Origin of the sequence: Pseudomonas sp. Root562 (assembly GCF_001427125.1) — a bacterium.
Lineage (GTDB): Bacteria > Pseudomonadota > Gammaproteobacteria > Pseudomonadales > Pseudomonadaceae > Aquipseudomonas.
In genome coordinates, this window is the sequence record NZ_LMGK01000014.1 from 729 (window position 1) to 25,011 (window position 24,283).

Annotated in this window: 24 protein-coding genes, 1 tRNA gene and 1 pseudogene; 10 read left to right on the forward strand and 16 right to left on the reverse strand. The window is 57.1% G+C overall.

The window, feature by feature from the left end; translation table 11 throughout:
* The coding region (locus tag ASD60_RS13175) for an electron transfer flavoprotein subunit alpha/FixB family protein (protein WP_201783977.1) at positions 1–532 on the forward strand (532 nt) is incomplete at its 5' end.
* Between the two features lie 48 nt (positions 533–580).
* Here ASD60_RS13175 and ASD60_RS13180 read toward each other — a convergent pair.
* The gene (locus tag ASD60_RS13180; protein WP_056854427.1) at positions 581–2,449 is read right to left on the reverse strand and encodes a sigma-54-dependent Fis family transcriptional regulator; all 1,869 of its coding nucleotides are present in this window, start codon (positions 2,447–2,449) and stop codon (positions 581–583) included.
* A gap of 314 nt (positions 2,450–2,763) precedes the next feature.
* Here ASD60_RS13180 and ASD60_RS13185 point away from each other — a divergent pair, with 314 nt between their 5' ends.
* From ASD60_RS13185 to ASD60_RS13205, 5 genes are all read left to right on the forward strand, one after another.
* Entirely contained in the window at positions 2,764–3,564 is an 801-nt protein-coding gene (locus tag ASD60_RS13185; protein WP_056854428.1) for an SDR family NAD(P)-dependent oxidoreductase, read from the forward strand.
* A 160-nt stretch (positions 3,565–3,724) separates the two neighbouring features.
* Complete coding sequence (locus tag ASD60_RS13190) at positions 3,725–5,395, forward strand: flavin-containing monooxygenase (protein ID WP_056854429.1); 1,671 nt, start codon at positions 3,725–3,727, stop codon at positions 5,393–5,395.
* 114 nt (positions 5,396–5,509) lie between these two features.
* The gene (gene gabD, locus ASD60_RS13195; protein WP_056854430.1) at positions 5,510–6,958 is read left to right on the forward strand and encodes an NADP-dependent succinate-semialdehyde dehydrogenase; all 1,449 of its coding nucleotides are present in this window, start codon (positions 5,510–5,512) and stop codon (positions 6,956–6,958) included.
* A 110-nt stretch (positions 6,959–7,068) separates the two neighbouring features.
* Entirely contained in the window at positions 7,069–8,400 is a 1,332-nt protein-coding gene (locus tag ASD60_RS13200) for a carbohydrate porin (RefSeq protein WP_056854431.1), read from the forward strand.
* 86 nt (positions 8,401–8,486) lie between these two features.
* Positions 8,487–9,269, forward strand: a complete 783-nt coding sequence (locus tag ASD60_RS13205) for a (S)-acetoin forming diacetyl reductase (protein ID WP_056854432.1) — start codon at positions 8,487–8,489, stop codon at positions 9,267–9,269.
* A 139-nt stretch (positions 9,270–9,408) separates the two neighbouring features.
* Here ASD60_RS13205 and ASD60_RS13210 read toward each other — a convergent pair whose 3' ends face one another.
* Genes ASD60_RS13210 through ASD60_RS13225 form a run of 4 tightly spaced genes read right to left on the reverse strand, consistent with a single transcriptional unit; the run spans position 9,409 to position 13,072 of the window.
* Complete coding sequence (locus ASD60_RS13210; RefSeq protein WP_007970858.1) at positions 9,409–10,392, reverse strand: LLM class flavin-dependent oxidoreductase; 984 nt, start codon at positions 10,390–10,392, stop codon at positions 9,409–9,411.
* A gap of 44 nt (positions 10,393–10,436) precedes the next feature.
* Positions 10,437–11,243, reverse strand: a complete 807-nt coding sequence (locus tag ASD60_RS13215; protein WP_056854433.1) for a sugar phosphate isomerase/epimerase family protein — start codon at positions 11,241–11,243, stop codon at positions 10,437–10,439.
* A 15-nt stretch (positions 11,244–11,258) separates the two neighbouring features.
* Positions 11,259–12,059: a sugar phosphate isomerase/epimerase family protein gene (locus ASD60_RS13220; protein ID WP_056854434.1), complete on the reverse strand. Its 801-nt coding sequence runs from the start codon at positions 12,057–12,059 to the stop codon at positions 11,259–11,261.
* The gene (locus tag ASD60_RS13225) at positions 12,056–13,072 is read right to left on the reverse strand and encodes an LLM class oxidoreductase (protein WP_056854435.1); all 1,017 of its coding nucleotides are present in this window, start codon (positions 13,070–13,072) and stop codon (positions 12,056–12,058) included. Before ASD60_RS13225 ends, ASD60_RS13220 begins: the two co-directional genes overlap by 4 nt.
* 157 nt (positions 13,073–13,229) lie before the next feature.
* Here ASD60_RS13225 and ASD60_RS13230 point away from each other — a divergent pair, with 157 nt between their 5' ends.
* The gene (locus ASD60_RS13230) at positions 13,230–14,111 is read left to right on the forward strand and encodes a LysR family transcriptional regulator (RefSeq protein WP_056854436.1); all 882 of its coding nucleotides are present in this window, start codon (positions 13,230–13,232) and stop codon (positions 14,109–14,111) included.
* A gap of 77 nt (positions 14,112–14,188) precedes the next feature.
* Here ASD60_RS13230 and ASD60_RS13235 read toward each other — a convergent pair whose 3' ends face one another.
* The 3 genes from ASD60_RS13235 to ASD60_RS13245 are packed head-to-tail and all read right to left on the reverse strand — an operon-like array spanning position 14,189 to position 16,113.
* Positions 14,189–14,590, reverse strand: a complete 402-nt coding sequence (locus ASD60_RS13235) for a DoxX family protein (protein WP_008017967.1) — start codon at positions 14,588–14,590, stop codon at positions 14,189–14,191.
* Between the two features lie 16 nt (positions 14,591–14,606).
* Positions 14,607–15,278 (reverse strand): alpha/beta hydrolase, encoded by a 672-nt coding sequence (locus ASD60_RS13240; protein WP_056854437.1) that lies wholly within the window; start codon positions 15,276–15,278, stop codon positions 14,607–14,609.
* Positions 15,271–16,113, reverse strand: a complete 843-nt coding sequence (locus ASD60_RS13245) for a DODA-type extradiol aromatic ring-opening family dioxygenase (RefSeq protein ID WP_056854438.1) — start codon at positions 16,111–16,113, stop codon at positions 15,271–15,273. The genes ASD60_RS13240 and ASD60_RS13245 overlap by 8 nt, the downstream gene beginning before the upstream one ends.
* A gap of 113 nt (positions 16,114–16,226) precedes the next feature.
* Here ASD60_RS13245 and ASD60_RS13250 point away from each other — a divergent pair, with 113 nt between their 5' ends.
* Positions 16,227–17,126, forward strand: coding sequence for a LysR family transcriptional regulator (locus tag ASD60_RS13250; RefSeq protein WP_056854439.1), 900 nt, complete (start codon positions 16,227–16,229; stop codon positions 17,124–17,126).
* A gap of 27 nt (positions 17,127–17,153) precedes the next feature.
* On the opposite strand, the gene ASD60_RS13255 is transcribed toward ASD60_RS13250, so the two are convergent.
* From ASD60_RS13255 to ASD60_RS13275, 5 genes are all read right to left on the reverse strand, one after another.
* The gene (locus ASD60_RS13255) at positions 17,154–18,107 is read right to left on the reverse strand and encodes an alpha/beta fold hydrolase (RefSeq protein WP_056854440.1); all 954 of its coding nucleotides are present in this window, start codon (positions 18,105–18,107) and stop codon (positions 17,154–17,156) included.
* 55 nt (positions 18,108–18,162) lie between these two features.
* Positions 18,163–19,530 carry an MFS transporter gene (locus ASD60_RS13260; protein ID WP_056854441.1) on the reverse strand — a complete coding sequence of 456 codons (1,368 nt, stop codon included), beginning with the start codon at positions 19,528–19,530 and terminating at the stop codon, positions 18,163–18,165.
* Positions 19,531–19,620: 90 nt separating this feature from the next.
* Positions 19,621–20,235, reverse strand: a complete 615-nt coding sequence (locus ASD60_RS13265; RefSeq protein WP_007970836.1) for a nitroreductase family protein — start codon at positions 20,233–20,235, stop codon at positions 19,621–19,623.
* 70 nt (positions 20,236–20,305) lie between these two features.
* A complete protein-coding gene (locus tag ASD60_RS13270) occupies positions 20,306–20,659 on the reverse strand; it encodes a putative quinol monooxygenase (protein ID WP_056854442.1) in 354 nt (117 codons plus the stop codon).
* 84 nt (positions 20,660–20,743) lie between these two features.
* Positions 20,744–20,941 (reverse strand): tautomerase family protein, encoded by a 198-nt coding sequence (locus ASD60_RS13275; protein WP_056854461.1) that lies wholly within the window; start codon positions 20,939–20,941, stop codon positions 20,744–20,746.
* A 166-nt stretch (positions 20,942–21,107) separates the two neighbouring features.
* On the opposite strand from ASD60_RS13275, the gene ASD60_RS13280 reads away from it, so the two are divergent.
* Positions 21,108–22,010, forward strand: coding sequence for a LysR family transcriptional regulator (locus ASD60_RS13280; RefSeq protein ID WP_056854443.1), 903 nt, complete (start codon positions 21,108–21,110; stop codon positions 22,008–22,010).
* Between the two features lie 25 nt (positions 22,011–22,035).
* Here ASD60_RS13280 and ASD60_RS29400 read toward each other — a convergent pair.
* A pseudogene (locus ASD60_RS29400) lies at positions 22,036–22,248 on the reverse strand (MFS transporter); the annotation flags it as partial.
* 522 nt (positions 22,249–22,770) lie between these two features.
* A tRNA-Ser gene (locus ASD60_RS13285) sits at positions 22,771–22,858 on the reverse strand.
* Between the two features lie 123 nt (positions 22,859–22,981).
* Between ASD60_RS13285 and ASD60_RS13290 the strand changes: the two genes are divergently transcribed.
* A complete protein-coding gene (locus tag ASD60_RS13290; protein WP_008006561.1) occupies positions 22,982–23,653 on the forward strand; it encodes a Bax inhibitor-1/YccA family protein in 672 nt (223 codons plus the stop codon).
* 65 nt (positions 23,654–23,718) lie between these two features.
* On the opposite strand, the gene ASD60_RS13295 is transcribed toward ASD60_RS13290, so the two are convergent.
* Complete coding sequence (locus ASD60_RS13295) at positions 23,719–24,156, reverse strand: Lrp/AsnC family transcriptional regulator (RefSeq protein ID WP_056854444.1); 438 nt, start codon at positions 24,154–24,156, stop codon at positions 23,719–23,721.
* Positions 24,157–24,283 lie beyond the last annotated feature (127 nt).

Consider the following 24,283-nt stretch of genomic DNA (forward strand, 5'->3'; position numbering starts at 1 on the left):
TGACACCTTCAAGCGTCCGATCTACGCCGGTAACGCCATCGCGACCGTTCAATCGAACGCTGCGGTCAAGGTCATCACCGTGCGTGCCACCGGTTTCGACCCGGTTGCCGCTGAAGGTGGTTCCGCTTCGGTTGAATCCGTTGGCGCTGCACACGACGCTGGCATCTCCAGCTTCGTCGGCGAAGAACTGGCCAAGTCCGATCGTCCGGAACTGACCGCTGCCAAGATCGTCGTTTCCGGCGGCCGCGGCATCGACAAGCTGGGCGCTGCCGTTGGTGCTTCGCGCGCCGCGGTCGACGCAGGTTTCGTACCCAACGACATGCAGGTCGGCCAGACCGGCAAGATCGTTGCTCCACAGCTGTACATCGCCGTCGGTATCTCCGGCGCGATCCAGCACTTGGCCGGCATGAAAGACTCCAAGGTGATCGTGGCGATCAACAAGGACGAAGAAGCGCCGATCTTCCAGGTGGCCGATTACGGCCTGGTAGCAGACTTGTTTGAGGCAGTGCCGCAGTTGCAGCAATTGATCTGAACTTGAAACGATGGGGCCAGGCGCTACGTTCGTAGCGCCTGTGCATGCTCAGTTATAGGAGCCTTTGCCCGGCATTTTGATGCCGTGCTGGTTCACTTTGCGATAGAGAGTTGCACGAGAAATTCCCAATTCTTGTGCGGCCAGCAGAGGTTTCCAACGATTGCGTACAAGGGTATCAATCAATGTCTGACGTTCGGGGCTGCCCGATACCGCTTCCTGCCCCATTACCGGCGTGCTTGTGCCTAGGGTGGCAGGCAAGTCCTTCACGCCGATGATGTGGCTGGTACAGACTGCACACGCGTAGCGCAGTACGTGATGCAACTGACGCATATTACCTGGCCAGTTGTAGTTCAAGAGCATTTCCAGTGCCGCTTCGCTCAGTTCGAGCTTGTCTCCCGAGCGGTGACACTCCTCATCCAGCAGCCTGTTGATCAGCGCGAGCTTGTCTTTGCGCTCACGCAGCGGCGGTATGTCGAAGCGCGCACCGCTCAAACGAAAATACAGGTCTTCGCGAAAGCCGCCGGTTTCCACCAGCGTGGAAATATCACGGTGACTGGCGCAAATGACCTGAATGTCAATCGACTGTGGCCGGGCTCCACCCAACGGCGCCACTTCACCCTCGCTTAGGACCCTGAGCAAGCGAGTTTGTAACATCAGTGGCATATCGCCAATTTCATCCAGGAATAGCGTACCGCCATCGGCTTGCTGCAGCAGGCCGCGCATGCCTTTGCTGGATGCGCCGGTGAACGCGCCGGCGACGTATCCGAACAACTCGCTCTCAATGAGGTTCTCGGGTATCGCCGCACAGTTCACCGCAACGAAGGGTTTGTCACGGCGTTTGCTCGCTCTATGCAGTTGCAGGGCGAAGTATTCCTTGCCAGCTCCCGTCTCTCCATGGATCAGAACGGGCAACCCGCGGTCCTTGACACGCACGGCCAGCTCTAGTGCTTGGGCGACTTTGGGATCAATTGATGAAACGACATTGTTCTCAACGGTCACACTGGTTGGTCTACGTGGAGCTTTGAGTCGAACGTGCAGCCCCATTGAAGGCAGGTAGTGAACACTGTCGTCGCTGGCGGCAGGTAATCGTGCCGAGCCGAATGCTTCATGGATACTGACGGGAATTCTGCCGTGGCGCTGTAACAAGAGGCGTCGGGCGGCGGGGTTGAGCGCCTGAATCACTCCATCGCGGTCCCAGGCGAACAGGCATTGTGGCTGGCTGTCGATGTAGCCGGGCAGGGGATGTGCGCGCAGCACCCACAGATCCTGAGTGCTGTACATGAAATAGGCGTTCTCGATGTCAGTGGCGCTCTGGATGACCATCTGCCTGATCAAGTGCTGACTGCGCCGGTCATCCGGAGAGCGGATCGAAGAGACATCCAGAACAGCCAGGATCTCGCCGTTTGGTGAAAACACCGGCGCGGCGGAGCAGGTGATTCCGATAAAAGCGGCGCGGAAGTGGTCGTGTTTATGAACGGTGACCGGCTGTTTGTCGATCAGGACCGCACAGACGCCCGTTGTTCCTTCTACGCTTTCGGACCAACAGGTCCCGACATCCATGCCCGCGCGGCGGTATTCGCTGCGTATGGTCGATTCAATGCGGTAGTCAACCGTGCAACCCAGCGTGTCGGTGAGCATCACACAGTAATCGGCTTCACGTACCCGGTTGTGCAGGCGAGATATCTCATCGCCTGCCAGGTGCAGGAAGTCGTCGACGCGCTCACGGTGCTCATGGAGCTGGTGAGCCTCAAGAATTCTGGGCCCCTGCAATGAACCAGGGTCGAGTTTATGGTGCTGCACCGAGCGACGCCACGAATCGAGGATGATGTTGGGTACCGGCAGGGTCGGAGCACTTTCGGCAGTGCGTAACACTCGACTCACGTGGTCGACGTGAGTCTTTGCGTAGCCAGAGGACATGGTACCTCCGAATGGTCAGATCTTATTTTTTGTAAAGTTCATTAAAGGCTTGTTGGGCAGCCCTCACAAGCTGATTCGATCAGCCGTTCCTGCGTGAGACATAACATCTCAGTATTCGCAGCCCGATCGGAGGTGCGAGAGCCATTATGTCTTTATCAAACCACCAGACTCGACACATTTCATAAGTAGTAAGCCGCTCTATTCTGGGGCTTTCAGCCAATTATTCGAGATTTGGCATTCGACTTGCTTTTACTGTCTCAGCGAGCCGCGTGAGACGGCCGCATCTCAACAACAATAATGAACAGAGGCATCAAATGAGCGTATCCAAAGCTATCGACTTCTCCCTGACAGGCAAAGTTGCCCTGGTGACCGGTGCTGGACGTGGTATTGGACAGGGCATTGCGCTGAGCCTGGCCCAGGCTGGCGCTGATCTGGTACTCGCTGATTACGACATCGGCATCGCGGAAGAGGCCGCCGCCAAGGTTCGCGCCCTAGGTCGTCAAGCTGTCGCCCTGCAAGTTGATGTAAGTAAGCCCGAGAGCGTCGCCAGCATGATCGAACAAGTCAGGAGCGCGTTTGGTCGCCTCGATGTGGCGGTCAACAACGCGGGCGTGGTCAGCCTCGGCAAGGTCGAAGAATTGCCGGTCAGCGAATGGGACCGGATCATGAACATCAACGCGCGCGGTGTGTTCCTGTGCTGCCAGGCGGAACTCAAATTGATGCGCGAACATAAGCTCGGGCGAATCATCAATCTCGCCTCGATCGCCGGCAAAGTCGGATTCCCGGACCTGTCCCATTACAGCGCTTCCAAATTTGCAGTGATCGGCTTTACCAATGCCTTTGCCAAAGAGGTTGCCCGTGAAGGCATCACCGTCAATGCACTTTGCCCGGGAGTGGTCGGCACTGGCATGTGGCGTGGTGATGAAGGGCTTTCTGCACGCTGGGCTCAGCCTGGCGAGACGGAAGTGCAGTCCTGGGAGCGCCACCAGTCCAGCCTCCTGCCCCAAGGCGAGGCCCAAACGGTTGAAGACATGGGCCAATTAGCGGTTTATCTGGCCTGTGCGCCCCACGTCACCGGACAGGCGATCGCCGTAGATGGCGGCTTCTCGCTCTAGTTGAGCGAGCGGAAATTTACTAACCCGCTTAACCAAATATTTCTTGATCACTTCCCTGGCTGTTCAGTCATGGGAAGCAGATACGGCTTGCTTGCAGCTTTCAAAAACGCGCTGGCGTTAGTTGAAGCCTGCGGCGAATAGATCGAAACAGGAGAACATAATGACAACTACAGTTCTGGCCAAACGTTCTGTTGGCACCGATATCATTGACTACGACGCCATCGTAATCGGCGCGGGCTTTGGCGGCATTTACATGCTCAAAAAGTTGCGCGATGAACTCGGTTTGAAAGTTCGAACCTTCGATAAGGCGGGCGGCGTCGGTGGCACCTGGTACTGGAACCGCTATCCGGGTGCATTATCCGACAGTGAATCCTTCGTCTATTGCTTCTCCTGGGATCGTGAGCTTTGCCAGGAGTGGGACATCACCACGCGTTATCTAACTCAGCCGCAAATTCTGTCCTATCTGAACCACGCGGTTGATCGACATGACCTGCGTCGCGATATCCAACTGGAAACTGCGATCACCTCTGCCGTGTTCGACGAACAAAGCAGCCGCTGGCTCCTCAGCACCGATGATGGACATCAGTACAGCGCCAAGTATCTGGTCACGGCGTTGGGTCTGCTTTCAGCAACCAATGTTCCGAAGATCAAGGGCCTTGATCAATTCAAGGGCCAGATGTACCACACCGCCAACTGGCCTGCTGATGCTGTGCTGGAAGGCAAGCGTGTGGGCGTCATTGGCACAGGTTCGACAGGTTGCCAGGTCATCACCGCGATTGCCCCGATAGTCGGCCACTTGAGTGTGTTCCAACGTTCCGCGCAATACACAGTGCCGGTGGGTAACGGCCCACTCAGTCGCGAATACGTGGATGACATCAAACGAAACTACGACGCCATCTGGAAAGAGGTGCGCTCCTCGCGCCTGGCGTTCGGTTTCCAGGAAAGCGATATTCCAACCATGAGTGTCGATGCCGCCGAGCGAAAATCCATCTTTCAGCGAGCCTGGGACGGTGGCGGCGGTTTTCGCTACATGTTCCAGACCTTCAATGACATCGCAACCAGCGAAGAAGCGAACATCGCCGCCCAAGACTTTGTGCGGGAAAAAATCGCGGAAATCGTCAAGGACCCGGAAACCGCGCGCAAGTTGATGCCCCGCGACCTCTATGCGAAACGGCCACTGTGTGACAGCGGTTACTACGCCACCTTCAACCGGGAAAACGTGTCGCTGGTCGATGTAAAAGCCAATCCTATCGAAGAAATCACCGCCAAGGGCATTCGCACCGCGGACGGGGTGGAACACGAACTGGATGTACTGGTATTTGCCACCGGCTTTGATGCCGTGGACGGCAACTACAAGCGCATCGATATACGCGGGCGCGACAATGTGTCGATCAACGATCACTGGGCCGACGGACCTTCGAGTTATCTATCGGTCGCCACCGCCAACTTCCCCAATATGTTCATGATTCTCGGCCCGAACGGTCCATTCACCAACCTGCCACCCACCATTGAAACCGAAGTTGAATGGGTATCAGAGCTGATCGGCTTCATGGAGGAAAACGAGTTGGCATGCGTGGAACCCGATCCGCAGAGCGAGCATGAATGGGGTGTGACCTGCCAGGAAATTGCCGATCAAACGCTCTTCGCCAAGACCGACTCTTGGATCTTCGGTGCCAACATCCCCGGCAAGAGCAATAAGGTTTACTTCTACATGGGCGGACTGGGGGCATTCAGCGAACAGCTTACGTCGGTAAAAAACAATGACTACCGAGGCTTCAAGTTCAAGGCCGTGACTGTGTCGGACAAGCACGTGCGTATCGCCCTGCATTGATCGACGGGACGCAACTGGCAATCACGGATGCATTCGCCTGTAGCGCAGGGCGCACAGGCGAGTGTTGAACAGGTGCGGCTCCGCCGGAGCTGCGCGCCCAATGGAGAACATGCAGTGATACTGAATAACCCTCAACTTTTCCGCCAGCAATCCTATATCGATGGTGAATGGACCTCTGGTGACAGCGCCGCCACCATCACAGTTGTTAATCCGTCGTCCAATGCCTCCATTGGCCAGGTGCCACGTATGGGCAAGGCCGAGACTCGTCGTGCTATTGCGGCGGCCGAACGCGCGCTACCTTCTTGGCGTGACCTGTCGGCAAAGGAACGCGCCACTCTGCTGCGGCGCTGGTACAACCTGATCATTGAAAATCAGCACGATCTGGCTCAGATCATGACCCTGGAGCAGGGTAAGCCACTGCCCGAAGCATTGGGCGAAATCACCTTCGGCGCGTCCTATATCGAGTGGTATGCGGAGGAAGCCAAGCGTGTATACGGGGATATTATTCCGGGTGCCACGGACAAACGCCTGCTGGTCATCAAACAGCCCGTCGGAGTTTGCGCAGCCATCACCCCATGGAACTTCCCTAGCGCCATGATCACCCGCAAAGCTGGCCCTGCATTAGCGGCCGGTTGCACCATGGTCATCAAGCCAGCCTCTCAAACGCCTTTTTCAGCATTGGCGTTGGTCTACCTGGCCGAGCAGGCGGGCATCCCAAAAGGGGTGTTGTCGGTGGTGACCGGTGCGGCAGCAGAGATTGCAGAAGAGCTGACCAGCAACCCAACTGTGCGCAAAATTTCATTCACCGGCTCTACTGAAATCGGCCGTCAGATCATGGAAAAATGCGCTCACGACATCAAGAAAGTCTCGCTGGAGTTAGGCGGTAATGCGCCGTTCATTGTCTTTGAAGATGCCGATCTTGATGCTGCCGTAGAGGGAGCGTTGGCCTCCAAATTTCGCAATGCCGGGCAAACCTGCGTCTGTGCTAACCGCCTGTATGTCCACGACAAGGTATACGACACCTTCATCGACAAGCTCGCTTCAGCGGTGGGCGCACTGAAAATCGGCGACGGTTTTTCTGAGGGCGTCACCCTTGGCCCATTGATTGATGGCAAGGCCGTCGCCAAAGTCCGCGAGCATATTGAAGATGCTTTGGCCAAGGGTGCCAAAGTCATCAAAGGAGGCGCCGCCCATGCCCTTGGGGGCAACTTTTTCGAGCCGACCATCCTGGTGGATGTGCCCGATAGCGCCCGGGTAGCTAAAGAAGAAACCTTCGGCCCGCTCGCGCCAGTCTTCCGCTTCTACGATGACGCCGAAGTCATCGGCAAAGCCAACGACACCGAGTTCGGCCTGGCGGCGTATTTCTATACCGCGAACCTGGGAAGGGCGTTTCGCATCGGTGAAGCCCTGGAGTACGGAATTGTAGGCGTAAACACCGGAATCATCAGTTCCGAAGCCGCGCCCTTCGGCGGTATCAAGGCGTCCGGTGTCGGCCGGGAGGGATCGAAGTACGGACTCGAGGACTATCTCGAAATCAAGTACCTGTGCCTGGCCGGCATCTAACCCGCCACTGTACTTTTTTCAAACAACCACTTTTTTCATGACCGCAACGGCGTTGCCCTGCGGTCTGGCTAACGCTGTGTCGTAAAAACATAAAAACAAGGAAAGTCGACATGAATACCTATTGGCAACTGCCGTTGGGGCTTGGGTTGCTGGCGTGCCTACCTGTATCTGTATCAGCAGCAGACTCCTCGCCCCGATGGGGATTGGGAGATTGGGGCGGTGAACGCAGTGAGTTACTGGAAAAGGGAGTGGACGTTATCGTCGGTTATACCGGAGAAGCGGCCACCAATCTGCAAGGTGGCTACAACCATGATCACACCGCACGCTACACGGCTCAATGGGCACTCGGCACGCACCTGGATCTGCAAAAGCTCCTTGGCTGGAATGATGCAGAGTTCCAACTTTTGGTGACCGAGCGTAACGGCAACAATCTCTCCAATGATCGGATTGCCGACCCTCGTACGGGTCAACTCAGTTCCGTGCAGGAGGTATGGGGACGCGGTCAAACTTGGCGCTTGACCCAGATGTGGTATCGACAGAAGTTTTTCGACAGTGCCCTGGACCTCAAGCTGGGACGATTGGGTGTCAACGAGGACTTCAACAGTTTTCCTTGTGACTTCCAGAGTCTGTCGTTCTGCAGTGCTCCCGTCGGCAACGTTGCGGGGGATGTGTGGTACAGCGGTCCCGTTAGCCAGTGGGGGCTGCGAGCCAGGTACAACATCGATCAACAGTGGGCCGTGCAGATCGGGGTGTACGAGCAAAACCCTTCGAACCTGGAGACCAACAACGGCTTCAAGCTTAGCGGGAGTGGTACCAAGGGTGCACTCGTACCCGTAGAGGTGATCTGGACGCCGACGCTGGGCACTGAGTCATTGCCGGGTGAGTACCGCTTGGGCTACTACCACAGCAGTGCCAGCGCGAATGATGTGTACGACGATGTTAACGGCCAGCCACAAGGGTTGACCGGCCAGGCACCCAAGTCCCGCAGCAGCAAACATGGCGCGTGGATCATGGGCCAGCAGCAACTCACCACCCATCACGGCGATGCGTCACGCGGCTTGAGCGTCTTCGCCAGCGTGACCGTACACGACAAGGCCACTAGCGGCATCGAGAGTTTCCAGAACATCGGCGCGGTCTACAGAGGACCTTTCGATGCCCGGCCGAAGGATGACATCGGTTTGGGAGTCGCTCGGCTGCTGGTCAACGATGACGTGAGCAAACGCCAGCGCCAGATCAATGAAAGCTCGGGCATCGACGACTACGATAACCCGCAATTCGTCCCCGTTCAGCACAGTGAGTACGACATCGAACTCAACTATGGGATTCATGTTTCCGACTGGCTGACCGTGCGTCCGAACCTGCAGTACGTCCGTCACCCCGGCGGGGTTTATGAAGTGGATAACGCCTTGGTCGCAGGCCTGAAAATCCAGGCCAGCTTCTGACGGTTGACTGACTGGCGTGCCTGCCAACGCGGCTTTTTAGTACTCGCTGTCTGATTTCCCCATAACGATCGAGAAGGAAAAATGAAATGAGTAAATCTCACGCAAAAGTTGCTTTTGTCACAGGTGCAGGTCAAGGAATCGGTGAGGCCATTGCGATGCGACTGGCGTCAGATGGTTTTGCAGTGGCCTGTGCTGACATGAACATCGAAAGTGCAAGTTTCGTGGCGGACAGAATCAATAAGGAGGGTGGCCGAGCCCTGGCGATACGGGTTGATGTGGCCGATCGTGAGGATGTCTTCAAGGCCGTGAAGCAAGCAGTGGAGGCTCTGGGTGATCTACACGTGGTCATCAATAATGCGGGCATTGCGCCGATTGCACCAATTGAATCGATAACCCCAGAAATTTATCGGAGAACCTTTGATATCAATGTGGGTGGCGTTCTGTGGGGTATACAGGCGGCTGTTGATGCATTCAAAACGCTGGGGCACGGCGGCAAAATCATCAGCGCCTCCTCGCAGGCCGGTCACGTCGGCAATCCGGACCTGGCGGTGTATGGCGGGACCAAGTTTGCCGTACGGGGCATCACCCAAACGGCGGCCAGGGAGTTGGCCCACCTCGGCATTACGGTGAATGCTTACTGCCCAGGCATTGTGAATACACCCATGATGCGTAAGGTGGCTCAAGATGTGGCGGACAATGCCAACCAAAGCTTTGAATGGGGAATGCAGCAATTCGCCCAGCATATTGCGTTGAAGAGACTGTCTCAGCCAGAGGACGTTGCGGCCTGTGTGTCATTCCTGTCCGGGCCTGACTCTGACTACATGACAGGCCAGGCGGTCATTATTGATGGTGGCATGGTTTTCAATTGAGTCTTGACTGACGGTCATGCGTTGCTGAAGCAATGTCATGCCGAACAGGCGTCGTCCATCACTCAAGCGGATTGACGACGCCTTGTACCGGGGCATTCACCAATACCGTTTTCTTGCGTTAACTCAGCACATGGATGTCTCAGTCAAGCAGGTCGGCAATGGATTGCGCGGCCAGTTGATAGGAGCGGCAGCGTGCGTCGGGGTCATGAATTCTCGCATCGATGATCACCTCGTCCGCCTTGGTGGTCGCGATGAACTGACGCAGCCAGCTTCCCACATCATCCTGATCGCCTACCGCAGTGCAAGCCATGGCTTGCGCCAGATTATGCCGATCCGCGTCGGCGAGCCTCTCCATGTAACCCTCTTGCGGGCTCGGCAGCTTCCCTGCTTTGCCCGCGTATAAATTGGCCACCCAATGACGGTGCGAACTCGCCAGGTAATCGGCTTCGGCGCGTGAGGGGGCCGCGAAGACATTGGCGCCAGCGATGACATAGGGGCGGTCAAGCAACATCGAGGGCCGGAACGAGGCGCGATAGTGCGCGATGGCCTGCATCAGGAATCGAGGCGCGAAATGTGAAGCGAACGCGTAGGGGAGCCCCATTTTTGCAGCGAGATCTGCGCTGTTGAGGCTTGAACCCAATAGCCATAGCGGAACGTCATGGGTTTCAGGGATTGCACGAACCGGCTGATTTCCGTTGTCCGCCAGGTAGTCCGTCAATTGCTGGATATCCTGGGCAAAGTCTCGCTCGGAGGCATCACCGCGCATGGCACGAATAGCCAGCCCTGCCGACCCCGGTGCTCTGCCAATGCCCAAATCGATGCGACCGGGAAACAAGGTATTCAATGTCCCGAACTGCTCCGCCACTATTAGAGGCGAGTGGTTGGGTAGCATGATTCCACCGGAACCGATACGCAGTGTGCTGGTTGCCATAGCAAGATGCTGGATGAGCAAGGTGGTCGCCGAAGAGGCAATTCCCGGAAGGTCGTGGTGCTCGGCGATCCAATAGCGTTTGTAGCCATGGGCTTCCACGTGTCGCGCCAGGGAGGCGGCGTCATCCAGCGTGTTGGCAAAGGTTTTTCCTTCGCCGATCATCATGAGGTCAAGCACAGAAAGGGCTGTCATTGCATGTTCCGTTTTTGAGTTGAGTTCTGTGACGCGGCCATCCGCTACTTCAGCGTGAAATCCGACCAGGACGGATGACGTTCCAGGCGTTGATCGATTTCCCGTAGCGTTGCCAGGCAGCGCTGGAGCTTGAGGTAAATGTCACCCCCGTAATCCCAGCCGAGCACGCCAAGGCTGCCGGTATAACCGACGCGATTCAGCGCGGCGATCAAGGCGAAGTTGTCCATCTCACCGCGGTCGACTGGCTCCATGGTCGCCACGCCGCCCCAGCCCAACTGCGAAAGTGCACTGCCAGAAGTCACCACTTGCATGAGCCAGGGTTTCATTGCTGCAAGGCGCCGCTCCAATTCGCCTTCCTGGCTGGCGTACCAGTGATACCCATTGAACGAGGCCCCCAGGCGTGGGTGAGAAAAGAGCTCGCAAATCTGCACGACTTGCGTAGTGGTCTGGGTGACATGATGAAGATGCGGATACAAGGCGATCCGTAATCCGCGCCGCTCGGCAATGGGCAGCAGCGACTCGATAAACCGCAGAATGGCTTGGGCGCCATTGACGGTGGTCTGAATCGCCAACTCGATCAGCTCTACACCCTCGACGGTTTCGACGATGCGCCGTATCAGGGCATCGTTGCGTCCCTCATGTAGCACCAGATAAAGGCCTTCAATGTGCAGGCCATGGTTTTCCCGGACGCTGGGCAACAGGCTGAGGTCGGTCAGGGGTGTGCCACCCCAGGCGGCGACAGTGATGCCGTCGTAGCCGATCTCGGCCAACATTTCGCACTGTGTCTGAAAGGCGTATACGCCCATCGATGAGTAGAAGAAGGAATCGAGCGCATGGATGCGATGAGCCATGATTTATCTCCTGGCTCAGCGGGGCGAGTCGGTCACGACAGCCCACTCGGGGTGGGCAGCCAACCGTTGTTCCATGGACCGAAAGGCGGTGGCCGATCGGCGCAGGTTGCCGTAGACATCGCCGCCCATGCTTTCCCAGCCTAGCACGCCAAACCGTCCGTCAAAGCCACGCCGTTCGAGCGCGCCCAGCAACACGAAGTTGTCCATTTCCCCCTCATCGAGCGGTTCGATGGTTGCAAGGCCGCCCCATCCGAGCGGGGAGCGTCGAGTGCCAGCGATGTTCACCTGTTTCAACCAAGGCCACATCGCGTCAAGGCGCTGCTCCAAGGCCTGTTCTTCAGTCGCGTACCAGTGATATCCATTGAACACGATGTTGAGTCGCGGATGATTGAACTCCCTGCACAGGGCGACTGCCTCGGTGGTCGTCTGCATGCCGTAGCGGGCGTGCGGATACAGGCTGATCTCCAGGCCTCGGCGCTCGCAGATCGGGAGTAGGCGCTGGATCATTTGGCGGTCGAAGTTGGTGACTTCGTCGCCGGAGTGCAGGGCCAGTTCGATGGTGGTGCAGCCCTCGATAGTCTCGAACAGGTTGGTCACAAACGATTCCAGGCCCCTGCGATAAATCAGGTAGACGGCACCGACGTCCAGGCCCCAGGTGGGTTTGACCTGGGCGATCGACTTCAAATCGTTACTCCAGGCAGACATCGTCAATCCTTGGTAGCCAAGCTCGGCGAGCATCTCGCACTGCGCCGCCAGGGGATAGGTCCCCATGGCTGTCTGAAAAATGAAATCCATGTGATGCAAAGGACGATTCATGAGTGGGTCTGCGCTGTAGTTGGTTTGGCGGGTAAGGACGCACTTGGAAAGTGCGGCAAGAGGTATTCGCCTAGCTCGTCGATGACTTCCGAGGCGTGGCGTCGTTGAGGTTTGAAGTGCAGGGCTACGTGACTGACGCCTTGGTCCTGTTGACGTTTCCAGTGTTCGATCAGCGCGTTTCGTCCGGCACGCAGCACGCGCCCTGCCTGGAGGGGATGGTTCGGATCTCGGTCCAGGTCGAACAGAGTGCCGTAGCCATAGGGCTTGTAGACGTTGTCGCCGCAGGCTGCACGCCACCGCTCGATGATCTGGGGAATCAAGGCTGGGTTGGAAATGTAGGAAAGAATGCCGTCGCTGTTTTTACCAACCCACTCAAACGACTGGCCGGCTTGACCAATGATCATGGTTGGCATGCGTGAGCCTACTGGTTTGGGAACTAGGTCGATGTCTCCATTCAACTGGCCATAAAACCGAGACGGGTGCACGGCCCAGTGTGTTTCCGAAGCGGCGCGGATGATTGCCAGCGCATCACGGAAACGCTCTGCGCGATTGCTGAAGTCGAGTCCGAAGGCAGGGTATTCCACCGGTCGATCACCTGTGGCCAGGCCCAGAATAAATCGCCCGCCCAGCAGTTGGTCGATACTCGCGGCCTGCTTGGCAACAATCAACGGATCGCGCAGGGGCAGGACAATGCCGGCAGTACCAATGGCTATCTGCTTGGTCACGGCAGCGAGGAAGCCGGCGTATACCAACGGATCAAGAATTTGCCCCACGTCACCGAAGTTCGGATCGTAAAAGGGCACGTCCCGTAGCCAAATGGCAGAAAACCCCGCTTCGTCAACCTTATGAGCTAACTGCGCGTGATCCTGCAGGGTCGGGCCCGGGCTATCGGGATAGCTTTCCAGCGGTGCAATAAAACCGAAGGTCAAATGGCCGGGTTGAAAAACCCGTGCGAAGCCGGGGTGCTGATTGAGCGCCGGTGCGAGTTCAAGGGGGGAAGGCATCGAAGTCATTCGAGGTCTCTCATGTAGTCAGATGACGTTAACTTCGCGGTGCGATAGAGCGGGTGAAGTCACAATGGCGGTGACTATAAGTTGTATGATTGGAAAGAAAAACAGGATGAAATTCCGATCATTTACGAAAATAACGCTCAAATACATTGAGGTGGCCATGGATCATTTTGGAGCGCTCGGCGCGTTCGTTCATGCCGCGCAAACCCGCAGCTTTACCGAAGCCGGGCGCAGAACCGGCGTGTCGTCATCTGCCGTTGGCAAGGCGGTTGCGCGATTGGAGGAAGAACTGGGTGTGAGGCTGTTTCATCGGTCCACGCGGGCCATCACCCTGACGTCCGAAGGCAGCCTGTTTCTGGAACGCTGCCATCGAATTTTTGCGGAATACGAAGTCGCCAAACGGGAGATCACTCAGGCTGCCGGTAAACCCCAGGGAAAGTTGCGCCTCGGTTTGCCGCAGCTGGGGATGAGGCTGATGCCTCACTTGATTGCGTTTCAGCAGGCCTATCCCGACGTGGAGCTGGAGCTGGAGTTCAGTGATCGGTTGGTCAACGTGATCGAGGAGGGTTTCGATGCCGTGATGCGGATCGGTGAAGTTGAAGACTCGCGGCTGATGATGCGCAAGCTCAATGGCTACAGTCACCGCCTGGTGGCATCTGCTGCATATCTTTCACTGCGAGGTGTTCCTTCACGACCCTCGGAACTGTCCAGCCATTCATGTCTGCGTTACCGATTTCCCACCAGCGGTAAACTCGACCCCTGGCCTCTGGTGACGAAAAAGGGGCAGACCAGTGTTGAACTGGGACAGTCAGCTACCGCCAACGCAATTGAACCGTTGATGGCAATGGCTGAGGCGGGGCTGGGAATCGCCTGTCTCCCTGATTTTTTCGTCGAGGGCGCGATTGCTGAAGGACGATTGGTGCCGGTACTGGATCGCTACGTTCGTGACCACCGCACGTTCAGCATTCTTTGGCCATCGAGTCGCCATCCGTTGCCCAAGATCAAGGCGTTCGTGAGTTTCATGACATCGCGCCTGACGTGATGACTTACGGTTGAGTTCAAACGAAAACCACCGACGCTCCGGGGCAGGGCGTCGATGGATGTTGAGCCAGCAGTAACCTACGCGTTGCTGGATGCTTTTGTCGCCATGGCGCCGTCGCCCAGCAACGCGACAACCAGTGCTGTTGCCGCCAGGTAGACAGGATATTCCCAGCCGCCATTGGCGTTAGTGAAGCTCCAGCCATTACCGAAATGGACGGTAGCGGCCACGAACAGTTGAACCACCGCCAGAGCGGCCACCCAGCGTGCGTAGACACCCAGCACCAGCATCAAGCCGCCGATGACTTCAAAGGCCATGACCGGGTACGCCAGGAAACCCGGGAAACCAATGGACTCAAAAAAACCTGCGGTGCCAGCGGGGGTGAACACCAGGACCTTGGTCAGGCCGTGAGCAATGAACATGATGCCAAGGGCCAGGCGCATAACGAGTGCGGCATACGGAGCGGTACGTGAATCGATCATGGTGCAGTTCCTTTTTTTACTTGGAGAGAGACAGCGTGTGGTTCAGCCATTGCGAGAAGTCCGCCAGTTCTTCAGCGACGATCTCGTGGGCCATGTCGTAGAAATGCGTTTCATGGACAACGCCGATTCGATCCAGCCAGGCATCCGCTTCTTTCGCCCAGGCCACAGGCAGGACGTTGTCCTGCTGCCCATGGGCAATGAATGCGCGGACGGACTTGAGCCGATCGGCAGAGGCGATCCGAGGATCAAGTTCACGCAGCATTCGGCCGCTCAAAATGGCGAAACCGGCAACCTGCTCAGGCTCGGTGAGCCCAAGGCTCGCGCTCATGATGCCGCCCTGGCTGAAGCCGGCGATCACGGTCGGCAACGGTGGCAAGGCGTCGATGAAACGCTGCAGCAGTTGACGGCTGGACTCCGCTTGCTCTTGATTGAAGGAGGGGCCGTTGCCGGTGAAGGTCACCTGGTACCAGGCGTAGCCCTGTGGGCCGACTTGCAGCGGACCACGCAGCAGGATCACTTCCAGCTCTTGCGGTAACCATTTGGCCAGTGAGGCTAGATTCGCTTCGTTTGACCCCACACCATGCAGTAAAAGCAGACGGCCCTTGGGCGCCGCAGTATTGCTCCCTTTGCGGAAAAACAGGCCCGTTTGCGGCTCGCGTGCCGCTTCAGAAAATGTCATGTCACCCATGGTCTGTCATGCCTTGATTGAGCTGAATGGATTGAGATCCATTCTTGTGGTTAGAGGAAAAAAGGTAGCTGTCCATCGACAACACTCCGTAGCTCACGCCGCCCTCAAGAACACGGGTTTCATAGTGTTCGCCGGCCGCGCCAAGGGCGATGAGCAACGGCAAAAAATGCTCGTCAGTCGGGTGTGCGCGTTCGGCGGATGGGGCGTGCTGCATGAAGTTCAGCAGTAGATCGGTGTCCCCTGCCTTCAGGGCCTTGGCGGTCCAGGCGGCAAATTCTTTGACGTAGTCCGCCCCATGGCTGGCAGCCCCGCGAAACTCATACAAGTTATGGGTCAGGCTCCCGGAAGCCACGATCAGCACGTTCATATCGCGCAGGGGCATAAGCGCTTTGCCCAGTTTCCAGGCCTGGTAGGTGTCGAGTCCGGCAGGCATGGATACCTGAACGACGGGAATGTCGGCTTCAGGGGCCAGATAAAGCAGAGGCACCCAGGCGCCGTGATCCAGGCCTCGACGGGCGTCAAGCCGAGACTTCCATCCCGCGTTCTGTAGCAGACCCACGATATGGGCGGCGAGGGCCGGAGCGCCCGGTGCCGGGTAGCGCAACTGGTACAAGGCCTCGGGAAATCCACCGAAATCGTGAATGGTTTCGGGGGTGGTGCTCTCCGTAACACAGACTTCGCCGCGGGTCATCCAGTGCGGGGAGAGAATGACGATGGCATCGGGTCGCGGCAGTTCGCGACCGAGTTCGGCCAGACGTTGACCCGCCAGACCAGGCTCGATGGCGAACATTGGAGCACCATGCGACACAAACAACAGGGGGAACGACGTGTTCATGGTGAATGCTCCTCAATGATTTGATCTGCGTTTCAATGGCCTCAGTTTATAGGCTGTGAAAATGAGATAAATTAGGCCAAATGCGATTAACAGTTCCACTTAAAGAGACAATGATGGACAGAGCGCTAGAGATGCAGGTCTTCTGCACCGTGGTCGATAAAGGCAGTTTTATCGGCGCTGCCGAACCGCTGGGAATGTCTAAAGCGGCCATCTCTCGCTACGTGAGCGGCCTCGAAGAGCGACTCGGCGCGCGGTTGCTGCACCGCACGACCCGACGGCTGTCATTGACGGAGGAGGGGCGTCAGTTTTATCACCAGGCGCGTGAAGTCCTGGCGCTCATGGATCAGGCCGAAGAGGCCGTATCGTCCACCGCACCGGAGCCCAGTGGCGTTTTGCGGGTGAATGCGCCGGTCAGTTTCGGTGTGCTCCACTTGGCGCCCATCTGGGGCGAATTCATGAAGGCTTATCCCAACGTCGAGCTGGACATCAGTTTGAATGACCGACTGGTGGATCTTGTGGAGGAGGGCTTCGACGCCGCTGTTCGTATTGCTCGCATGGAGAGCTCTACCTTGATAGGGCGCCGACTGGCGGGCACGCGGATGTGCCTGTGTGCTTCACCCGAGTATCTGGCGAGCCACCCTCAAGTGCGCACGCTGGCAGACCTGGCAGAGCACGGAGTGATTGCGTACACCAACTTCGCCAGTGGCAATGAATGGCAGTTTACGGGCCCTGATGGCAGCGAAAGTGTGCGCACCCGCTCGATTGTGCGCTGCAACAATGGCGATACCTGTCGCAGTATCGCCCTGGCGGGGGGCGGCATTGCCTTGCAGCCCAGCTTCATGGTGGCCGACGATCTGCGCAAAGGGGACCTGATCGAGATTCTGCCTGAGTACCAATCCGTCGAGTTAGGTATTTACGTGGTCTATCCCACGCGCAAGCACTTGGCAACCAAAGTCCGGGTGTTGATCAACTTTCTCGCTGAACGATTTGCCAACCCTCAATGGGAGCAGTAGAGAGGACTTCGCCGGACGGCGGCAGACTCAATACTTGTCCAGGAAGCCTCGCAGGTCGGCCGAGAACTTTTCCGGATTTTTCAACGCCAGGAAGTGATCGCCCTGTTCGGCCTTGGTATACACATGCAGCGCAGATCCGGAAACGACCGAATTCATCCAGCGCTGGCTGTCCAGCCAGTCGCTGTATTCGCCAGTGAAAATCGCGGTAGGAACATCAATCTTTGCCTGGATGACATCCCGCCAATCGTTGGTGACGTGATCGAACAGCACGCGCTCCATAAACGCCATGTCATCCTTCATAACGGCTTGAGCCAGGCTTATTACGTTGTGAAACCAGGCTGAGTCCAGTGCAGTGGCGCGTTCCAGCACCCGAGTCGCGCTGATCAGTTGATTGGTGGGTGCTCCTTTGGCGTAGGACGCAATCATGCGCTCGGGCGAGGTGGTGAACGCCCCGGCTTGCAGTCGTTCCTGTTCCGTCCAGTCTTCGTGACAATAAACGGAGGGTGCCTGGTCAATGATGCTCAGCGTGCGTATGCCTTGTGTGCCGAACAGGTCGATATAGGCCCACAGAATCGACGCCCCCATCGACCAACCGCAGTAATCGGCTTCGGACACGCCCAGGTGATCGGCAAACTGTTTTACGTCCATGGCATAGCGGGAAATCCGGTTGCCGAAGCTGACCTTTTCGGAGAGTCCCTGGTTTCTGACATCCAGCACGTACACGTGATAGTGCTGGCTGAGGATGTGCATGAGGTGGAAATACAAGGCGCCGTTGGCTGACCATCCCGGGATGAAAATCAACGGCGTGCCAGCCCCGGCCTCCCAATAGGCGAGGTTGACCCCGTCGCTGGTGACAAAGCTGTTGAGTTTCAGGCTATCAAAGTCAGAAACCCGAACAGGTTGGCCAGGTATTTCATGGGGAAAGTGAAAGTCTTTGCCCAGCAGTGAAAGCAGCGATTGATTGTTCAGTGGGTAATTCAAAGTGCAATCCAATCCGGTTGAAGATATGGCGAGGAGGGCAGCCCCCCTCCGCGATTTATGGACGTCGAGCGGTGGCCGAATACAGATTGACCGCGATGCAAACCGCCAGGACCAATGCTGAAAACAGCATCGCGCTGGATAGCCCCGCAGAAAAATCGGTTTTGTCCGTATGAGCGATCATCGTGCCGGACACAGCAACACCTATTACTCCGCCCAGTTGCCGGGCGGAGGCCATCAGGCCGGAGGCGATGCCTGCGTCATGCTGCGTGACCGAGGACAGCATCGAGTTGGTTATGAACGGTACTGACATGGCGCTACCGATTCCCACCAGCATCAACGCACCGTTGAGCAGCCAGAGCGAGCTGTTGGATGTGGTCTGAGAGAGCGCGATGAATCCTACGATCTGAACCGTGAAACCCGTCGTGATAATGCGAGTGGCACTGAATCGCCGGGCGAACCTCGATGAGAGCATCGTGGAAAGTGTCAGCACCGCTGTCAGCGGGATAAACGACAATCCGGTTTTGAATGCGTCGTAGTGCAGGAACGCTTGAAAGTAGATGCTGAAAACAAAAACCGTCCCATAAAACGTCAAATTAATCGCAGCGCCTGCAAGCGCCATGCTCCCCAGCACTTTGTTCTTCGCCAGGTGGGTGGGCAGCATGGGATGTTTTACCCGACGCTCGATCAGGATGAATGCCACCGCACTGATCACGGCAATGGCCATTGCCGTCAGTGTCTCGCTTGCCCAGCCTTTTGCACTGGATTCGGTCAAGCCATAGGTCAGTGACGCCAGGCAAATCGCGATACTGATTTGCCCTGGCAAATCGACCTGCTTATTAACCCGAGGGGAGGCAGGGGCATAGCGCAGAATCAGCCCGACAGCCAGAAGGCCGATCGGAATATTAAGCAGAAATACGCTTCGCCAGCCGAAGTACTCGATCATCAAACCGCCAATCACAGGACCGGCGGCCAATGCGATACCCCCACAGGCGCCCCAGAGTGCAACCGCGGCACGACGCGCGTCGGGGTCATGAAATGACACGCGAATCAGGGTAAGTGATGTCGGTATCAGAAAAGCCGCACCGATGCCCTGCACGACACGCATGGTGATCAGCATGCTCATGCTGGCGGCGGCACCACAGCCAATGGAGGCAAGCGTAAAGAGAGCGAAGCCCGCTGCAAACACGGACTTCGCTCCCCATTTGTCGCCCCAGGCGCCCCCCAGGATGAGCAGGGCAGAAAAAGGCAACGCGTAGCTGTTGATGACCCACTGCAGGCCTGTGAGGTCGCTACCGAATGCACTCTTGAGGGCGCCCAGGCCGACGTTGACGACACTCACATCGAGTTGAACGACAAGGAATCCCAAACAGGCTGCGATCAGGATCGCGCGAAGCGAGGCGGGTGAGATGGGGTTCTCGGACACTGGCTTACAGTCCAGGCATGTTGTAGGCGCGTGTTGATCATGAAAGGCCCGCGCAGCCAGGGAGTACCTGGCTCTCGCTGGCAGCATGGCTTACACGAATTGCAGAACTTCGTTAACAGCTTTGCGAGGCTTTTGAGGCCAGTTGGCCGAACCAGGGTAGCCAACGGTGATCAACATCACCGGGATCTCCGTCGCGCCAAGACCGAACGCTTGTGCCACTGCCGATTGGTCGAAACCGATCATTGGCGTCGAAACAAGGCCTTGACCTTTGGCGGCGAGCATCAGGGTCATGGCCGCCAGCGAGCCCGAGCGGATTGCCTCATCGCGTTGCAACTGCGGGTTTTGCTGGTACATGCCTTGAGCGGCGCCGAGCCACATGTCGTAGATCGACTGGTCGATAATGCCGGCGTCCAGCGTCGGTTTCAGGGCCGAAGGTAGGGTTTCATGGGGATTGAGGGTGCCACAGACAATGAAGGTCACGGCGGCGTCCATGACTTTCTGTTGGCCGTAGGCCAGCGGCAGCAACCGTGCCTTGGCTTCACTGCTGCGAACGGCCAGGAACTTCCAGTTTTGGAGGTTGAAGGCCGAAGGGGCGTGCGTAGCCAGATCGATCAGGTCGCTGACCTGTTGGTCGGTCAACTCACGTTCCGTGTCGTAGCTGTTGGCGGAAATTCGGGACTTAATAACTTCAGCAATACCGGACATGGTGGTCTCTGTGCAGGGTGGGAGTGTGCGCAGCCACGGCGGTTACCGTCGGCGTGCACAGTCAATAGACTTATCGACTGAAGCCGTCGAAAGGGGTCATGTAGACCGCGCCGAACGGATCCAGGCGTTTGCGCACTTCAGCATCCGGCGTGCCGTAGACCACCAGACTGGTGATGGTGCACAACTCAAGGAAACGTTTGCCGAAGGGTGCGAAGGTGGTGTCTACGTGACTGACGATGGCGTCGGCGTTATAGCGTTCAAGGATGTGAACCGTGCTGTTGTCTTCGTTGACGCTGTATTCGTAAACCAGCGTGCCAGCCTCAGTGCGGGTGGCGGCGACGATGTTCGAGATCAGCGTCTTGAACTCTGCAAACGCTTCGGGTTTTACAGCTAGGGAGAACAGGCAGGAAATATGTGGGTGCATGAGTAGCCCTTGCTTCAGAGGCTTCCTGAAAAGCCTGTTGAGGATGCATCGCTGGCCAAGCCGATGCATTCGATGGCGGTGGGGTCAGGTTTTTTCGGGGGCGTCCCCGAACAGCTTGCCGGCGCCAGCCCAATCCGAAGCCGCCACGTCCTCGAAAATGACGTAGATGTAATTGGCATCCGTACCGGTGTGCTTAACGATGCTTTCGGTGATGTCGGCGGCAACAGCAGCTTTTTGCGCGTGTTCTTTACCTTCGAACCAGCTCACACGTACGACGGGCATGATGATGTCCTTTTTGGGCATTGATGATCGGGAGGAGGTGCACGCCGTGCGAGAGCAAACTGCACCGTTGTATTGCTGGAGCTCATCTTACTGTTGCGTCTGCTGGCGATAAACGGCCTAAAACTATAATCTGGGTAGATCAAATCTCTACAATCGGCGAGCTGGCATGGTACCTATCGAATCGTTTCAAGGCGTCATCACCTTCGTCGTGGCGGCGCGTTCGATCAGCTTCACCCAGGCTGCCGAGCGCCTCGGGGTGTCAAAATCCGCCGTCGGTAAAGCCATTGCGCGCCTGGAAGAACGCTTGGGTACACAGTTGTTTCATCGCACCACGCGTCGCATCTCCCTGACCGCCGATGGTGAGGCTTATTTCGTTGCGTGTTCTTCCGCCCTTGAAGAAATCGGTGCCGCAGAGAGCGGATTGGGCCCCGGTGGAGGCGAGCCCTCTGGACGCCTCCGAGTCGACATTCCCGTGGCATTCGGGCGTCGGGTCGTGGCCCCATTGCTGTTCGAGATCGCCAACAAGTACCCGGCTTTGCAACTGAGCCTGACATTCTCCGATCACCTGGTTGACCCCTTCGAGGAAGGCATCGATTTACTCGTTCGCTTTGGAGAACTTCAGGACACCAGCGGTCTGGTAGCGCGGCGCCTGACCCGACAACGCTGGGTCATTTGTGCCTCCCCTGACTATCTGATGCGCTTTGGCGTCCCGCAGACGCTGGAAGACCTGAGCCAGCACCGTTGCATTGTCGGGCATCGACGCGGCCAGCCGCTGTCGTGGCGGGTCATGCAGGCAGGGCAGACCGTACGTTACGCGCCACCTTCGACACATCAGATTGGCGATGGGGAAGCCATGATTCTCGCGGCGGTCGCTGGCGCCGGTTTGTGTCAGATGCCACGCAGCCTGTTCCATGAGGATATCCAGGCGGGCAGGCTGGTGGAGATTCTGCAAGGGTATGAACCCGAAGCTGTCGATGTACATGCCGTGTGGCCGAAGGTGTCTCACCTGCGACCGAAGGTCAGGTATGTGGTCGATGAGTTGGTCAGGCTCTGTGAGCATTGGCAGTGATGCAGTCTAATAAGCGGAAAAGGCCTCACTTGAAGGTTTTCTGCGTGATAGAAATGACCAGCGCAACACTGGCGACAATGATGACCGCCCAGAAGTACTCCATGCTCGCGACCAGGGTTGATTGTTGGTGCAAGGATTGGGCAATTGTCGCTACGGATATCTGACTGGCTGGCCCTGCGCCTACAGAGGGTGTCAGGGCCTGAGTCAGCGCATGAATCTGTTCCAGATAGAGCGGGTCGCCAGGTCTTTGAAAATTTCGGCTTCGATCACATCAATCGAACGTTAACTTGCATGCTCGTGCAGGGGCCTCCTGCTTTCCGACGGTCGTCGCAGCAGACGTTCCAATCAGAGCCTTCGATAATTTTTTACATCTAGGTTTTCAGAGGCAGCCAAACTTATAAAAAAGGGATTCGCTGCCTGGAGGACTTGAGACGGGCGCCCAATCCGGGTGGTACACCTCTGTGGGTAGAAGCGCGGGGTCTGCCTTTTTATGCCGCTTTGAACCGGCATGACCGTACGAGGTAAGCTTTGGTCGATTGGAGCGCGGGGGTATGACAAGGGTGGACCATGATTGTGGCTATCTGGTCCGCTTCGAGCTTTGGACGACAGCTCTGTGCTATCACGTTCGAGCGCGACGTTCCCCGGGAAGCCAAGGCAGCAGGTAGAAAAATCAAACAAAAGAGAGTGGGGGAACAGATGGGGGAACAGAAATCCCAGAAAGCAGAAAGGCCCCATAAAATGGGGCCTTTCAGTACAAATATGGCGGAGGCGATGGGATTCGAACTCATGGACCTGTTACAGTCGACGGTTTTCAAGACCGTTGCCTTAAACCACTCGGCCACACCTCCGTTTGCGTTGCGGGCGCCATAATACCTGAATGAAACACACTGTCAAACTCTCTGCATAGCTTGTTACAGGGCGTCTGTTATGATCTTTGCGACTGAACGTTTCAAACCAACAGGAGTGTCGCCATGCGCGAACAGGATTACGCAGTTAATAACAGCGTGCAGGCTGAGCAGCTAGAGGTTAGCCGCGTCCTGCGCAACACATACGGCTTGCTCGCCCTGACCCTCGCTTTCAGCGGTGTAATGGCTTTCGTTGCCCAGCAGATGCGTGTTGGCTACCCGAACATCTTCGTGGTGCTGATCGGCTTCTACGGTCTTTTCTTCCTTACCAACAAACTTCGTGATTCCGCGTGGGGTCTGGTGTCGGCATTTGCCCTGACCGGTTTCATGGGTTTCCTGCTCGGCCCGATCCTCAACCGTTACCTTGGCATGCAGGGCGGTGCTGAAGTCGTCAGCTCGGCCTTCGCGATGACGGCACTGGTGTTCGGCGGCTTGTCGGCCTACGTACTGATCACCCGTAAGGACATGAGCTTCCTCGGCGGTTTCATCACTGCAGGCTTCTTCGTGCTGCTGGGTGCGACGCTGGCGAGCTTCTTCTTCCAGATCAGCGGCCTGCAACTGGCGATCAGCGCAGGTTTTGTGCTGTTCTCCTCGGTCTGCATTTTGTTCCAGACCAGCGCCATCATCCATGGCGGCGAGCGCAACTACATCATGGCGACCATCAGCCTGTATGTATCGATCTACAACCTGTTCGTCAGCTTGTTGCAGCTGTTCGGCATCATGAGCCGCGATGACTAAAAGTCGGCACTAACGAAAAACCCGCTTCGGCGGGTTTTTTATTGTCTGCGATTGGGTGAAATGACCTACGCCATCGGCGGCAAACGGCGTTTTACCGGGGTTTTCTTGACGATGGCGGTGTTGGTTTCTGCGTGGGTATTGAGTCGGTCGAGCAGGGTATCCAATTGCTCCATCGAACGGACGTGCAGGCGGGCGATGAAGCAGTCGTCACCGGTGACTTTATCGCATTCGGTGAACTCGGGGATGGCCATGATCTGCCGTTCCACTTCATGCAACTGGCCCGGCAGCGGGCGAATGCGCACGATGGCCTGGAGTTGATAGCCGAAGCATTTCGGGTCGATTTCCACGGTGTAGCCCTTGAGCACACCTCGTTCTTCCAGACGACGCAGGCGCTCGGCAACGCTGGGCGAGGACAGCCCGCTGATTTGCGCCAACGCTTTGAGCGAACGTCGTGAGTCTTCCATCAAAGCCGTGATCAGCACCTGGTCGATGTCATCGGTCATGGCGAAACCTCTATTAGGCAGTTTTACAAGATCGCCTTCGCATTAAAGGCAGATTTGGATTTTAGCCTTCTTTTTGCGCTGGAGAAGCGCTTCGGCTGATCGGCATAATTTGCCCATCAACACAGGA

Coding starts and splice junctions, on each gene's coding strand:
- ASD60_RS13180 (WP_056854427.1), bottom strand. CDS start 2,449: ATGTCCTCTGGCTACGCAAAGACTCACGTCGACCACGTGAGTCGAGTG.
- ASD60_RS13185 (WP_056854428.1), top strand. CDS start 2,764: ATGAGCGTATCCAAAGCTATCGACTTCTCCCTGACAGGCAAAGTTGCC.
- ASD60_RS13190 (WP_056854429.1), top strand. CDS start 3,725: ATGACAACTACAGTTCTGGCCAAACGTTCTGTTGGCACCGATATCATT.
- ASD60_RS13200 (WP_056854431.1), top strand. CDS start 7,069: ATGAATACCTATTGGCAACTGCCGTTGGGGCTTGGGTTGCTGGCGTGC.
- ASD60_RS13205 (WP_056854432.1), top strand. CDS start 8,487: ATGAGTAAATCTCACGCAAAAGTTGCTTTTGTCACAGGTGCAGGTCAA.
- ASD60_RS13210 (WP_007970858.1), bottom strand. CDS start 10,392: ATGACAGCCCTTTCTGTGCTTGACCTCATGATGATCGGCGAAGGAAAA.
- ASD60_RS13215 (WP_056854433.1), bottom strand. CDS start 11,243: ATGGCTCATCGCATCCATGCGCTCGATTCCTTCTTCTACTCATCGATG.
- ASD60_RS13220 (WP_056854434.1), bottom strand. CDS start 12,059: ATGAATCGTCCTTTGCATCACATGGATTTCATTTTTCAGACAGCCATG.
- ASD60_RS13225 (WP_056854435.1), bottom strand. CDS start 13,072: ATGACTTCGATGCCTTCCCCCCTTGAACTCGCACCGGCGCTCAATCAG.
- ASD60_RS13230 (WP_056854436.1), top strand. CDS start 13,230: ATGGATCATTTTGGAGCGCTCGGCGCGTTCGTTCATGCCGCGCAAACC.
- ASD60_RS13235 (WP_008017967.1), bottom strand. CDS start 14,590: ATGATCGATTCACGTACCGCTCCGTATGCCGCACTCGTTATGCGCCTG.
- ASD60_RS13240 (WP_056854437.1), bottom strand. CDS start 15,278: ATGGGTGACATGACATTTTCTGAAGCGGCACGCGAGCCGCAAACGGGC.
- ASD60_RS13245 (WP_056854438.1), bottom strand. CDS start 16,113: ATGAACACGTCGTTCCCCCTGTTGTTTGTGTCGCATGGTGCTCCAATG.
- ASD60_RS13250 (WP_056854439.1), top strand. CDS start 16,227: ATGGACAGAGCGCTAGAGATGCAGGTCTTCTGCACCGTGGTCGATAAA.
- ASD60_RS13265 (WP_007970836.1), bottom strand. CDS start 20,235: ATGTCCGGTATTGCTGAAGTTATTAAGTCCCGAATTTCCGCCAACAGC.
- ASD60_RS13270 (WP_056854442.1), bottom strand. CDS start 20,659: ATGCACCCACATATTTCCTGCCTGTTCTCCCTAGCTGTAAAACCCGAA.
- ASD60_RS13275 (WP_056854461.1), bottom strand. CDS start 20,941: ATGCCCGTCGTACGTGTGAGCTGGTTCGAAGGTAAAGAACACGCGCAA.
- ASD60_RS13280 (WP_056854443.1), top strand. CDS start 21,108: ATGGTACCTATCGAATCGTTTCAAGGCGTCATCACCTTCGTCGTGGCG.
- ASD60_RS13290 (WP_008006561.1), top strand. CDS start 22,982: ATGCGCGAACAGGATTACGCAGTTAATAACAGCGTGCAGGCTGAGCAG.
- ASD60_RS13295 (WP_056854444.1), bottom strand. CDS start 24,156: ATGACCGATGACATCGACCAGGTGCTGATCACGGCTTTGATGGAAGAC.